Raw genomic sequence first — 12,637 nt, forward strand, 5'->3', positions numbered from 1 at the left:
GTTACCTAATCTGGCCCCGGGAGACGTCTGCTCCGGGGCCCTGCCTAGACTTACGCGCCATGGAGAACGAGCCCGTCGTACAGGTCAAGGGCCTGGTGAAGCGGTACGGCACGAAGACCGCGGTGAACGGCCTCGATCTGGTGGTCGCGACCGGCGCGGTGACCGCCGTCCTCGGCCCGAACGGTGCCGGGAAGACCACCACCATCGAGACCTGCGAGGGCTACCGCCGCCCCGACGCGGGCACCGTAAGGGTCCTCGGACTCGACCCGGTCGCCGACGCGGAGCGGCTGCGTCCGCGGATCGGGGTGATGCTCCAGTCCGGCGGCGTCTACTCGGGGGCACGCGCCGACGAGATGCTCCGCCACATGGCGAAACTGCACGCCCACCCGCTGGACGTGGACGCCCTGACCGAACGTCTCGGCCTCGGCGACTGCGGCCGCACCGCCTACCGGCGGCTCTCCGGCGGCCAGCAGCAGCGCCTCTCCCTGGCCATGGCGGTCATCGGCCGGCCCGAGCTGGTCTTCCTGGACGAGCCGACCGCCGGGCTCGACCCGCAGGCCCGCCGCTCCACCTGGGACCTGGTGCGCGAACTGCGCGCCGACGGGGTGTCCGTGGTGCTGACCACCCACTTCATGGACGAGGCCGAGACACTCGCCGACGACGTCGCGATCATCGACGCGGGCCGGGTCATCGCCCGGGGCAGCCCGGAGCAGCTCTGCCGGGGCGGCGCCGAGAACACCCTGCGCTTCACCGGACGTACCGGGCTCGACCTCGGCTCCCTGGTCAAGGCGCTGCCCGACGGCTCCGAGGCCGCCGAGCCGTTGCCGGGGACGTACCGGATCACCGGGACCATCGACCCGCAGCTGCTGGCCACGGTCACCTCCTGGTGCGCCCAGCACGGCGTGATGCCCGAAGGCATCTCAGTGGAGCGGCACACCCTGGAGGACGTCTTCCTCGAACTGACCGGCAAGAAGCTGACCGGCAAGGAGCTGCGCGCATGAGCGCCGGTACGTACACCCCGCGCCCCGGCGCCGCCCCGCTCCCCCGGATGATCGCCGCGCAGAGCGCGCTGGAGACCCGGATGCTGCTGCGCAACGGCGAGCAGCTGCTGCTGACGGTGATCATCCCGACGCTGCTGCTGGTGCTGTTCAGCGCGGTCGACATCGTCGACACCGGCGCGGGCGCGTCGGTCGACTTCCTGGCCCCGGGCATCCTGGCGCTCGCCGTGATGTCCACGGCCTTCACCGGCCAGGCCATCGCCACCGGCTTCGAACGCCGTTACGGGGTCCTCAAGCGGCTCGGGGCCTCCCCGCTGCCCCGCTGGGCCCTGATGACCGCGAAAACGCTGTCGGTGCTGGTCACCGAGGTGCTCCAGATCGTGCTGCTGGCCGTCATCGCCCTCGCGCTCGGCTGGTCGCCGCAGGGCAACCCGCTCTGGGTGCTCCTGCTCCTCGTCCTGGGCACCGCCGCGTTCTCCGGGCTCGGACTGCTGATGGCGGGGACGCTCAAGGCGGAGGCGACGCTCGCCGCCGCCAACCTGGTCTTCCTGCTGCTGCTGGTCGGCGGCGGGGTCATCGTGCCGCTGGACCGGTTCCCGGACGCGGTGCGTTCGGCGCTGGAGCTGCTGCCCGTATCGGCGCTCTCCGAGGGCCTGCGGGACGTCCTCCAGCACGGTGCGTCGATGCCGTGGGCCGAGGCCGGGATCCTCGCGGTGTGGGCGGTGCTGGGGCTCGGCGCGGCGGCGAGGTTCTTCCGCTGGGAGTAGGGCCGGCAGCAGGGATCTTCCCGGGCAAGCGGGTACGAACCCACCCCCAGGGGATGTCGCGTCGATCAGGGCCGGGTCCACGACGCCCGGCACGACACCCCCTCGTGAAAACATGCACAAGCCCCGTCCTACGATGGTCCGCGTGGAAACCCCCATCTCCCTCATCGCCAAGCGCTGGACGCCGTCCACCCGGGTGGTGAAGCGCGCCGCGCTCTCCGCCGTCATGATGAGCGTCTTCATCATCGTCACGGGCGGGGCCGTCCGGCTCACGGGTTCGGGCCTCGGCTGCGACACCTGGCCCAAGTGCACCGACGACAGCCTGTTCGCGACGCCCGAGCAGGGGCTGCACGGCGCGATCGAGTTCGGCAACCGGATGCTGACCTATGTGCTGTCGGCCGCGGTCGGCTGGGCGATCATCGCCGTCAGCTCGGTCAAGCCGCGCCGCCGCAAGGTGACCCGGCTGGCCTGGTCGCAGTTCTGGATCGTGCTGGGCAACGCCGTACTCGGCGGGATCACGGTCTGGGCGGGCCTCAACCCGTGGACGGTGGCCGGGCACTTCCTGCTGGCCAACGCGCTCCTCGCGGTCACCGTGATCACCTGGGTGCGGGTCGGCGAGGGCGACGGCCCGCCGCGCCCGCGGACCCCGCTGCCGGTGCGGCGTCTCGCGTGGGCGATCGTGGCGACCACGGTGGTCCTGATCGTGCTGGGCACCTCGGTGACCGGTTCCGGCAAGCACGCCGGCGACAGCAGCGACGTACCGCGCATGCCGTGGGACTGGTCGGCCGCCGCCCATGTGCACGCCATCGCCGCCTGGGTGGTCTGCGCCCTGGCCATCGCGATGTGGCTGGCCCTGCGGGTGGTCGACGCCCCCGCGGACGCCCGAGCCCGCGCCCGCGACCTGCTGGTCGTGCTGCTCGCCCAGGGTGCGATCGGATACGTCCAGTACTTCAGCGACGTCCCCGAGATCCTGGTCGGCGTGCACATGTTCGGCTCGGCCATCATGTGGATCGCCGTGATCCGGCTCGTACTGAGCATGCGCGAGCGCGGCGACGAGGTGCCCGCCCCGCTGCCCGGCCCCTCCGCCGGCCGGCCGGAGACGGCACCGGCGACGGCCGTCTGACGGAGGGCGGAGGACGGACATACGGCGGGTGAGGGGCGGCGGGCCGATGGCCCGCCGCCCTTCCCGTACGCCCCGGACGCCTCCGGTACGCCCCGCACCTCACCCCAGCCCGTACACCCGGCGTGCGTTGCCCGACCCGATCATCGCGGCGACCCGGGCCGCGTCCTGCCGGGTCCAGGCGCCGTCCGCGACCCAGCCGCCCAGCACCCGCCCGAGCGCCTCGCGGAACTGCCGCGCACCCACCAGGTGCAGTTCCGGCAGCCCCCGCGCCCCGCTGGAGTACAGCAGCTTGCCGAACGGCGCGAGCTCCATGATCTCCGCCAGGACGCCCGCCGCCCGTGCCCCGGTCCGCGCCGGTACGGCCCCCAGGTCGGCGTAGACATGCGGGTGCCGGCCGGCCAGCGCGGCGGTCTGCCGGTGGTACGGGTAACCGTGCAGGAGGACGAGGTCGCAGCCGTGCCCCTCGGTCGCGGCGGCGAAGTCGGCGAAGCGGGCCGGGTCCGCGGTGCCCAGGCGCAGTTGGAGCGGCAGCCCGCACGCCACCGCTGACCAGCGCAGATGGTCCAGCAGCTCCGGCTCGACGGGCGCCCCGCCGCACCCCCGGTTCCCCGCGCCCCGTCGGGCTGCCCGGCGCTCCGCCTCCCGCCGGGCCAGCCAGCGTCCGGCCGCCGCCCGCACCCGGACCGGTCCCGGCGGCTCGGGGGCGGCGTAGGGGGCGCCCCCGCCGGCCGAGGTGAACGCGACGGCGGAGGACGCGGCGGTGTGCACGGCCTCGCCCAGGTTGACGAGGAAGGCGTCGACGGTGCCCGAGGTGTCGGCGACGTGTTCGGAGAGGACTTCGAGCCGGACGATCTCACGGGCCTCGGAGCCGGCCGCCGAGGCCATCTCGGCCGGTCCCGTGAGGTCGCCGGGGAGGCCGGTGTCGACGAGGTGGGCAGAGACCCCGGCGGCGCGCAGCAGGCGGCGGGAGGTCTCGGCGACGCCCAGCTCCCGGCGGCGGGCCAGGTAGCGGGCGGGCGGGCAGTGGGCTTCGAGCCCGAGGAGGGGCGGGCACCAGCGGCGCACGGCGAAGCCGGTCTGGGTGTCGAAGAAGGTGGTGCCGGGGGCGGCCGGTGCGCCGCCGGCGGTACCGAGCCGGGCCTCGAAGGTGCCGAGGCCCAGCTCGGTGCGCAGGACGCCGTGGCAGTTCTGGTCGACCAGGTCGGCCACGGGCACGGTCTCGGTCATCCGGGGCTCCCTGGGACGGCGTGCGTGTGCACGGCCTAACGGGTGAGCCCCGGGTCAGGTGTTGCCCGAGCGGCTGTCTCGTCGATCAGGGCCGGAAAGTGCCGCGGCGGCCGGTGCCGTGCCGGGCTTCGCGGACCCGGCCCCGACCGGCGAGAGACGCCACCACGGGGTGAAGAGAGCCGCGTCAGCGGTCGTTGGAGGGGCCGCCGACCTGGATCCCGGCCATCCGGGACCACTCGTACGGGCCGGTGCGGACCTTGAGCGCGAACTCGCCGTCGAACTCCTCGTGCATCGTGATGCCGGACTTCGAGGCCGCGCTCTCGGCCACCGCGTAGGTCGGGGCCACGAGGTCGCCCCAGGCGCCGTCCTCGCCGACCAGGACGATACGGGCGCCCGCCTGGCCCAGGTAGGCGAGCTGCCCCTCGGCGCCGCCGTGCTCCTTGGCGAAGGCGCCGATCTGGTGGGCGAGCTTCGCCGCCCTGCGCTCCGCGCGGGCCGCCTTCCTGGCGTCCGTCCGCGAGGTCTGCCCGGTGTCGCTTGCGTCTGCTGCCGTCTCTGCCATGAACAGGATGCTACCGACGGGTAGATGAACTGGCGACGGGCGGGTCACGTGGCTTGTGCCACGTGACCCGCCCGTGCGGGAGGACCTCAGCGGAGGAAGGGGTCCACCGCTACGGCCAGGAAGAGCAGCGAGACGTAGGTGATGGACCAGTGGAAGAGCCGCATCTCCTTGAGCTTGGCCCCGGTCACCCCGGCCTTGGCCCGGTTCTGCAGGCCGTGGGCCTCCCAGAGCCAGGCGCCGCCGGACAGCAGCGCCACCGCGGTGTAGAACCAGCCGGTGTAGCCGAGCGGGGTGAGCAGCAGCGAGACCGCGACCATCACCCAGCTGTAGAGGACGATCTGCCGGGCGACCACCCGGTTGGAGGCGACGACCGGGAGCATCGGGACGCCGACCCGGGCGTAGTCGTCCTTGACCTTCATCGACAGCGGCCAGTAGTGCGGCGGCGTCCAGAAGAAGATGACGGCGAAGAGGATGACGGCGGCCCAGGAGAGCTCGTTCGTCACGGCGGACCAGCCGATGAGGACCGGCATGCAGCCCGCGATGCCGCCCCAGACGATGTTCTGGGAGGTGCGGCGCTTCAGCAGCATCGTGTACACGACGACGTAGAAGAGCAGCGCGCCGAGTGCGAGAGCGGCCGAGAGCCAGTTGACGAGCAGCCCGAACCAGAGCGTGGAGATCACCGCGAGGGCGATGCCGAAGGCCAGGCATTCGCGGGGGCTGACCATGCCCGTGACCAGCGGGCGCTGGGACGTACGGTCCATCAGCGCGTCGATGTCCCGGTCGATGTACATGTTGAGCGCGTTGGCACCGCCGGCGGAGAGGTATCCGCCGATGGTGGTGGTGAGGACGAGCCACAGGTCGGGTACACCCTGGGCAGCGAGGAACATCACCGGAACGGTGGTGATGAGCAACAGCTCGATGATCCGTGGCTTGGTAAGAGCCACGAAGGCCTTGACGCGGGCCCCGGACGGGCGATGGCCCCCCGGGCTGGGAGTCAAGGCGACCCCTGCGGGTCGGGACTCGACGGCCGTCACGCACACCCCTGACAGAGAAATCCCAGCAAGCTCCGGGCGAGGAGGCCCGGTGAAGACTTGCGCGAACCCGTTCACTCTAGACGTAGCGGATACGCCCTCCCTCGCGGGGGTGGGGTCGTGTTGGGGGTGACTGTTCGCCGGACGGCCATTCCGCCGGGAGGCGAACTCCACGGGTCGCCCACACCCTGGAAAGTGCTCGGAAAGCGTGCCTGCCAACGGGGGTAGGCTCGACAGCGCCCGGTGCGGTAACAGTCACCGGTTTACGACAGTGGAGAGGAGCCCTGACTCAGGGTGAGCATCAAGCCGACCACCACAGACCTCCAGTGGACCGATGTGGACCAGCGGGCCGTGGACACCGCCCGCGTCCTCGCTGCGGACGCCGTACAGAAAGTCGGAAACGGCCACCCGGGCACGGCGATGAGCCTGGCTCCTGCCGCGTACACCCTCTTCCAGAAGGTGATGCGGCACGACCCCGCGGACGCGGAGTGGACCGGTCGTGACCGGTTCGTCCTGTCCGCCGGCCACTCCAGCCTGACGCTCTACATCCAGCTCTACCTCGCCGGTTACGGCCTGGAGCTGGAGGACCTCAAGGCTTTCCGCACCTGGGGCTCCAAGACCCCGGGGCACCCGGAGTACGGCCACACGACCGGTGTGGAGACGACGACCGGGCCGCTGGGCCAGGGCGTCGCCAACGCGGTGGGCATGGCGATGGCCGCCCGCTACGAGCGCGGGCTCTTCGACCCCGACGCGGCCCCGGGCACCTCCCCGTTCGACCACATGGTCTGGGTCGTCGCGGGTGACGGCTGCCTCCAGGAGGGCATCTCCGCCGAGGCGTCCTCGCTGGCCGGGCACCAGAAGCTGGGCAACCTGGTCCTGCTCTGGGACGACAACCACATCTCCATCGAGGGCGACACGGAGACCGCGGTCTCCGAGGACACCCTCAAGCGGTACGAGGCCTACGGCTGGCACGTCCAGCGCGTCGACCAGCTCCCCAGCGGCGACCTCGACCCGGCCGGCCTGTACGCGGCGCTCCAGGCGGCCAAGGCCGAGACCGGGCGTCCCTCGTTCATCGCGGCCCGCTCGATCATCGCCTGGCCCGCCCCGAACGCCCAGAACACCGAGGCCGCGCACGGCTCGGCGCTGGGCGACGACGAGGTCGCGGCGACCAAGCGGGTCCTCGGCTTCGACCCCGGGCAGAGCTTCGAGGTCTCCGAGGAGGTCATCGGCCACACCCGGCAGGCCCTGGACCGCGGCCGTGAGGCCCGCGCCGAGTGGGACAAGTCGTTCGCCGCGTGGCGCACCGCCAACCCGCAGCGGGCCGCCGACTTCGACCGGATCGCCGCGGGCGAGCTCCCGGCGGGGTGGGAGGAGAAGATCCCCTTCTTCGAGCCCGGCAAGGGCCTGGCCACCCGTGCCGCGTCCGGGAAGGTGCTCCAGGCGCTCGGCGAGATCGTGCCCGAGCTGTGGGGCGGCTCCGCCGACCTCGCGGGCTCGAACAACACGACGATCGACAAGACGTCGTCGTTCCTCCCGGCGGGCAACCCGCTGCCGGAGGCCGACCCGTACGGCCGCACGGTCCACTTCGGGATCCGCGAGCACGCGATGGCCGCCGCGATGAACGGCATCGCGCTGCACGGCAACACCCGTATCTACGGCGGCACGTTCCTGGTGTTCTCCGACTACATGCGCAACGCGGTGCGGCTGTCCGCGCTGATGCACCTGCCGGTGACGTACGTGTGGACGCACGACTCGGTCGGTCTCGGCGAGGACGGCCCCACCCACCAGCCGGTCGAGCACCTGGCCGCGCTGCGCGCCATCCCGGGCCTGAACCTGGTGCGCCCGGCCGACGCGAACGAGACCGCCATCGCCTGGCGCGAGATCCTGCGCCGCTACACCAAGGTGTTCGGCGAGGGCGCACCCCACGGCCTCGCGCTGACCCGGCAGGGCGTGCCGACGTACGAGGCGAACGAGGACGCGGCCAAGGGCGGTTACGTCCTGTTCGAGGCCGAAGGGCCCTCCGGGCAGAACACGGCGCCGCAGGTGCTGCTCATCGCGACCGGCTCCGAGGTCCACCTCGCCGTCGAGGCACGCGAGCAGCTCCAGGCCGGCGGAGTCCCGACCCGGGTCGTCTCGATGCCGTCCGTCGAGTGGTTCGAGGAGCAGGACCAGGCGTACAAGGACCATGTGCTGCCGCCGTCGGTGAAGGCCAGGGTCGCGGTCGAGGCGGGCATCGGCCTCACCTGGCACCGCTACGTCGGCGACACCGGCCGGATCATCTCGCTGGAACACTTCGGGGCCTCCGCCGACGCGAAGGTCCTCTTCCGCGAGTTCGGCTTCACTCCCGAGAACGTGGCCACCGCCGCACGGGAATCCCTCGCCGCCGCAGCACGCTGACGCCGGTATATACGACCAGTAGGAGATGCAACTCATGACAGACGCACTCAAGCGCCTCTCCGAGGCGGGCGTGGCGATCTGGCTCGACGACCTGTCGCGCAAGCGGATCATGTCCGGGAACCTGGCCGAGCTGATCGACCAGAGCCATGTCGTCGGCGTCACCACCAACCCGTCGATCTTCCAGAAGGCGATCTCCTCGGGCGACGGTTACGAGCAGCAGCTCACCGACCTCGCCGCCCGGAAGGTCACCGTCGAGGAAGCCCTGCGCATGATCACGACGGCGGACGTCCGCGACGCCGCCGACATCCTGCGCCCGGTCTTCGACGCCACCGGCGGCCAGGACGGCCGGGTCTCCATCGAGGTGGACCCGCGCCTGGCGCACAACACCACGGCCACCGTCGCGGAGGCCAAGCAGCTGGCCTGGCTGGTCGACCGGCCGAACACGCTCATCAAGATCCCGGCGACGAAGGCCGGTCTGCCGGCGATCACCGAGACGATCGGCCGGGGCATCAGCGTCAACGTGACGCTGATCTTCTCGCTGGAGCGCTACCGCGCGGTCATGGACGCCTACCTGGCGGGCCTGGAAAAGGCGAAGGCCGCGGGCCTGGACCTCTCCAAGATCCACTCGGTGGCTTCGTTCTTCGTGTCCCGCGTGGACACCGAGATCGACAAGCGGCTGGACGCCGTCGGCTCGGACGAGGCGAAGGCGGCCAAGGGCAAGTCCGCGCTGGCCAACGCCCGGCTGGCCTACGAGGCGTACGAGGAGGTCTTCTCCGGCGACCGCTGGGCGGCCCTGGACACGGCGCGGGCCAACAAGCAGCGCCCGCTGTGGGCCTCGACCGGCGTCAAGGACCCGGCCCTGAAGGACACGCTGTACGTCGACGACCTGGTGGCGCCGAACACGGTGAACACCATGCCGGAGGCGACGCTGGACGCGGTGGCCGACCACGGTGAGATCACCGGTGACACCGTCACCGGCGGCTACGACCAGGCGCGCGCCGACCTCGACGCGGTCAGGAAGCTCGGCATCTCCTACGACGACGTCGTGCAGGTGCTGGAGGACGAGGGCGTCGAGAAGTTCGAGGCGTCCTGGAACGATCTGCTCAAGTCGACCGAGGCGGAGCTTTCGCGCCTCGCCCCCTCGGAGGGCTGACCACTTTGTCTGCTGTTCCCGGAGCCAACCCGCTCCGTGACGCACAGGACCGACGGCTCCCGCGTATCGCGGGGCCGTCGGGCCTGGTCATCTTTGGCGTCACGGGCGATTTGTCCCGTAAAAAGCTGATGCCCGCCGTCTACGACCTGGCCAATCGCGGCCTGCTGCCGCCGGGCTTCTCGCTCATCGGTTTCGCGCGCCGCGACTGGGAGGACGAGGACTTCGCGCAGGTCGTCCACGACGCGGTCAAGGAGCACGCCCGTACGCCGTTCCGCGAGGAGGTCTGGCAGCAGCTCATCCAGGGGATGCGCTTCGTCCAGGGCAACTTCGACGACGACGAGGCGTTCGAGACGCTCAAGGCGACCATCCAGGAGCTCGACCAGGCACAGGGCACCGGGGGCAACTTCGCCTTCTACCTGTCCGTGCCGCCGAAGTTCTTCCCCAAGGTCGTCCAGCAGCTGAAGAAGCACGGCCTGGCCGACCAGAGCGAGGGCTCCTGGCGGCGTGCCGTCATCGAGAAGCCGTTCGGCCACGACCTGGCCAGCGCGCAGGAGCTCAACCAGCTCGTGCACGACGTCTTCCCGCCCAACGAGGTCTTCCGGATCGACCACTACCTGGGCAAGGAGACGGTCCAGAACATCCTGGCGCTGCGGTTCGCCAACACGATGTTCGAGCCGATCTGGAACCGGTCCTACGTCGACCACGTACAGATCACGATGGCCGAGGACATCGGCATCGGCGGCCGGGCCGGCTACTACGACGGCATCGGCGCCGCCCGTGACGTCATCCAGAACCACCTGCTCCAGCTGCTGGCGCTGACCGCGATGGAGGAGCCCGGCTCCTTCCACCCGAAGGCCCTGGTCGCCGAGAAGCTCAAGGTGCTCACCGCCGTCGAGCTGCCCGAGGATCTCGGCAAGCACACCGTGCGCGGCCAGTACGCGCACGCCTGGCAGGGCGGCGAGGAGGTCCCCGGCTATCTGGAAGAGGACGGTATCGACCCCAAGTCGACGACCGACACCTACGCGGCGATCAAGCTGACGATCAACAACCGCCGCTGGGCGGGCGTGCCGTTCTACCTCCGCACCGGAAAGCGGCTCGGCCGCCGGGTCACGGAGATCGCGGTCGTCTTCAAGCGCGCCCCCTACCTCCCCTTCGAGTCCGGCGCCACCGAGGAGCTGGGCGGCAACGCCCTGGTCATCCGGGTCCAGCCGGACGAGGGTGTCACCGTGCGCTTCGGCTCCAAGGTGCCCGGCACCTCGATGGAGGTCCGGGACGTCACGATGGACTTCGCGTACGGCGAGTCGTTCACGGAGTCCAGTCCGGAGGCGTACGAGCGGCTCCTCCTGGACGTCCTGCTCGGCGACGCCAACCTCTTCCCGCGCCACCAGGAGGTCGAACTCTCCTGGACCATCCTCGACCCGATCGAGGAGTACTGGGACAAGCACGGCAAGCCCGCGCAGTACGCGGCCGGCACCTGGGGTCCGGCCGAGGCCGACGAGATGCTCGCACGTGACGGACGGAGCTGGAGGCGGCCATGAAGATCGATCTCACGGAAACCACGTCCAGCAAGATCAACCAGGCGCTGGTCTCGGCCCGCCGGGCCATCGGCACCCCCGCCATCGGCATGGTGCTCACGCTGGTCATCGTCACCGACGAGGAGAACGCGTACGACGCGCTCAAGTCGGCCGGTGACGCCTCCCGCGAGCACCCCTCGCGGATCATCGCGGTGATCAAGCGGGTCAGCCGCTCGCCCCGGGCCCGCCGCGACGCCCGCCTCGACGCCGAGGTCCGGGTCGGTTCCGACGCGGGCACCGGCGAGACCGTCGTACTGCGGCTGTACGGCGAACTGGCCAACCACGCGCAGTCGGTGGTCCTCCCGCTGCTGCTGCCGGACGCCCCGGTCGTGGTGTGGTGGCCCGAGGGCGCGCCCTCCGACCCGGCGAAGGACCCGCTCGGGGCCCTCGCCCAGCGCCGGATCACCGACACCTACTCGGCCGAGCGTCCGCTCGACGAACTGGCGGTGCGGGCGGCGACGTACAGCCCGGGGGACACCGATCTGGCCTGGACCCGGATCACGCCGTGGCGTTCGATGCTGGCCGCCGCGCTGGACCAGCAGCCTGCCGAGGTCATCGGCGCGACCGTCGAGGGCGAGAGCGACAACCCGAGCTGCGAGCTGCTCGCCATGTGGCTCGCGGACCGGCTCGGCGTTCCGGTGGAGCGCACGTTCTCCCGGGGGCCCGGTCTCACCGCGGTCCGGATGGAGACGAAGAACGGCGTCATCGTCCTGGACCGGCCCGACGGCTCGCTGGCCACCCTCTCCATGCAGAACCAGCCGGACCGCGCGGTGGCGCTCAAGCGGCGGGAGACCGCCGAGCTGCTGGCGGAGGAGCTGCGCCGGCTCGACCCGGACAACACCTACGCGTCCGCGGTGAAGTTCGGCGTCGACCGGCTGCACGCTCCCGGCGCGGGCAAGGACGCTCCCGCGGGGGCCGCCGAGGAGAAGGCGGAGAAGGCGGCCGAGCCGAAGGGTGCCGCCGCGAAGAAGGCCCCGGCCAAGAGGGCGGCCTCGAAGTGACGCCTCCCCAACTGGTCGTGCACCGCGACAAGGAGCTGATGGCGCAGGCCGCGGCGGCCCGGCTGATCACGAAGATCGTGGACGCCCAGGCCTCCCGGGGCCACGCCTCGGTGGTGCTGACCGGCGGGCGCAACGGCAACGGCCTGCTGGCCGCGCTCGCCACCGCGCCCGCCCGGGACGCGATCGACTGGGCGCGCCTGGACCTGTGGTGGGGCGACGAACGGTTCCTGCCCGAGGGCGACCCGGAGCGCAATGCCACCCAGGCCCGCGAGGCGCTGCTCGACGCGGTGCCGCTGGACCCGGCCCGGGTGCACGCGATGCCCGCGTCCGACGGGCCGTACGGCGAGGACGTGGACGCGGCGGCAGCCGGTTACGCCGCCGAACTGGCCGCCGCCGCGAGCCCCGAGGACCACGGCTCGGTGCCCACGTTCGACGTGCTGATGCTGGGCGTCGGCCCGGACACGCATGTGGCCTCGCTCTTCCCGGAGCTGCCCGCGGTACGGGAGACCGGACGCACCGTCGTCGGTGTGCGCGGGGCTCCCAAGCCGCCGCCGGTGCGCGTCTCGCTCACCCTGCCCGCGATCCGCGCGGCGCGCGAGGTGTGGCTGCTGGCGGCGGGCGAGGACAAGGCGGAGGCCGCGGCCATCGCCCTGTCCGGGGCCGGGGAGATCCAGGCCCCTGCGGCGGGCGCCTACGGCCGCAGCCGCACGCTGTGGCTGCTGGACGCGGCGGCGGCCTCGCGACTGCCGCGCGCGCTGTATCCGCCGGCTTCCGCCTGAGCGTCGCAGAACCTCGCAGGCCCGGGAC

General features: G+C 71.8%; 11 protein-coding genes. 8 read left to right on the forward strand and 3 right to left on the reverse strand.

Annotation, left to right across the window (positions count from 1 at the left end):
- Positions 1 to 59 precede the first annotated feature (59 nt).
- The 3 genes from ACGF2Y_RS26865 (at position 60) to ACGF2Y_RS26875 (ending at position 2,885) form a co-directional block, all read left to right on the forward strand.
- Positions 60 to 1,001: an ABC transporter ATP-binding protein gene (locus ACGF2Y_RS26865; RefSeq protein WP_392952355.1), complete on the forward strand. Its 942-nt coding sequence runs from the start codon at positions 60 to 62 to the stop codon at positions 999 to 1,001.
- Positions 998 to 1,765 (forward strand): ABC transporter permease, encoded by a 768-nt coding sequence (locus ACGF2Y_RS26870; protein ID WP_392952358.1) that lies wholly within the window; start codon positions 998 to 1,000, stop codon positions 1,763 to 1,765. Before ACGF2Y_RS26865 ends, ACGF2Y_RS26870 begins: the two co-directional genes overlap by 4 nt.
- Positions 1,766 to 1,898: 133 nt before the next feature.
- Entirely contained in the window at positions 1,899 to 2,885 is a 987-nt protein-coding gene (locus ACGF2Y_RS26875) for a heme A synthase (protein ID WP_392952360.1), read from the forward strand.
- Positions 2,886 to 2,984: 99 nt separating this feature from the next.
- Here the strand turns inward: ACGF2Y_RS26875 and ACGF2Y_RS26880 are convergent, their stop codons facing one another.
- The 3 genes from ACGF2Y_RS26880 to ACGF2Y_RS26890 all read right to left on the reverse strand — a co-directional run bounded on the left by ACGF2Y_RS26880 (position 2,985) and on the right by ACGF2Y_RS26890 (position 5,714).
- Positions 2,985 to 4,112, reverse strand: coding sequence for an amidohydrolase family protein (locus ACGF2Y_RS26880; protein WP_392952362.1), 1,128 nt, complete (start codon positions 4,110 to 4,112; stop codon positions 2,985 to 2,987).
- A 184-nt stretch (positions 4,113 to 4,296) separates the two neighbouring features.
- Positions 4,297 to 4,674, reverse strand: a complete 378-nt coding sequence (locus ACGF2Y_RS26885) for a hypothetical protein (protein WP_392952365.1) — start codon at positions 4,672 to 4,674, stop codon at positions 4,297 to 4,299.
- Between the two features lie 86 nt (positions 4,675 to 4,760).
- Positions 4,761 to 5,714, reverse strand: coding sequence for a heme o synthase (locus ACGF2Y_RS26890; protein WP_392952368.1), 954 nt, complete (start codon positions 5,712 to 5,714; stop codon positions 4,761 to 4,763).
- Between the two features lie 285 nt (positions 5,715 to 5,999).
- On the opposite strand from ACGF2Y_RS26890, the gene tkt reads away from it, so the two are divergent.
- From tkt to pgl, 5 genes are read left to right on the forward strand one after another with little or no spacing between them, the layout of a single operon-like run.
- Complete coding sequence (gene tkt, locus ACGF2Y_RS26895; RefSeq protein WP_392952371.1) at positions 6,000 to 8,102, forward strand: transketolase; 2,103 nt, start codon at positions 6,000 to 6,002, stop codon at positions 8,100 to 8,102.
- A gap of 34 nt (positions 8,103 to 8,136) precedes the next feature.
- Complete coding sequence (gene tal / locus ACGF2Y_RS26900) at positions 8,137 to 9,255, forward strand: transaldolase (protein WP_392952374.1); 1,119 nt, start codon at positions 8,137 to 8,139, stop codon at positions 9,253 to 9,255.
- Positions 9,256 to 9,260: 5 nt separating this feature from the next.
- Positions 9,261 to 10,793, forward strand: a complete 1,533-nt coding sequence (gene zwf / locus ACGF2Y_RS26905) for a glucose-6-phosphate dehydrogenase (RefSeq protein WP_392952376.1) — start codon at positions 9,261 to 9,263, stop codon at positions 10,791 to 10,793.
- Positions 10,790 to 11,830, forward strand: a complete 1,041-nt coding sequence (gene opcA / locus ACGF2Y_RS26910; RefSeq protein ID WP_392952379.1) for a glucose-6-phosphate dehydrogenase assembly protein OpcA — start codon at positions 10,790 to 10,792, stop codon at positions 11,828 to 11,830. The genes zwf and opcA overlap by 4 nt, the downstream gene beginning before the upstream one ends.
- Complete coding sequence (gene pgl / locus ACGF2Y_RS26915; RefSeq protein ID WP_392952382.1) at positions 11,827 to 12,609, forward strand: 6-phosphogluconolactonase; 783 nt, start codon at positions 11,827 to 11,829, stop codon at positions 12,607 to 12,609. The genes opcA and pgl overlap by 4 nt, the downstream gene beginning before the upstream one ends.
- Positions 12,610 to 12,637 lie beyond the last annotated feature (28 nt).

It is taken from the genome of Streptomyces sp. NPDC048142, assembly GCF_043202835.1.
Taxonomy (GTDB): Bacteria; Actinomycetota; Actinomycetes; order Streptomycetales; family Streptomycetaceae; genus Streptomyces.

What these genes read in the sequence shown, in the direction of transcription:
- ACGF2Y_RS26865 (WP_392952355.1), top strand. Translation starts at nt 60, where the DNA reads ATGGAGAACGAGCCCGTCGTACAGGTCAAGGGCCTGGTGAAGCGGTAC.
- ACGF2Y_RS26870 (WP_392952358.1), top strand. Translation starts at nt 998, where the DNA reads ATGAGCGCCGGTACGTACACCCCGCGCCCCGGCGCCGCCCCGCTCCCC.
- ACGF2Y_RS26875 (WP_392952360.1), top strand. Translation starts at nt 1,899, where the DNA reads ATGGTCCGCGTGGAAACCCCCATCTCCCTCATCGCCAAGCGCTGGACG.
- ACGF2Y_RS26880 (WP_392952362.1), bottom strand. Translation starts at nt 4,112, where the DNA reads ATGACCGAGACCGTGCCCGTGGCCGACCTGGTCGACCAGAACTGCCAC.
- ACGF2Y_RS26885 (WP_392952365.1), bottom strand. Translation starts at nt 4,674, where the DNA reads ATGGCAGAGACGGCAGCAGACGCAAGCGACACCGGGCAGACCTCGCGG.
- tal (WP_392952374.1), top strand. Translation starts at nt 8,137, where the DNA reads ATGACAGACGCACTCAAGCGCCTCTCCGAGGCGGGCGTGGCGATCTGG.
- opcA (WP_392952379.1), top strand. Translation starts at nt 10,790, where the DNA reads ATGAAGATCGATCTCACGGAAACCACGTCCAGCAAGATCAACCAGGCG.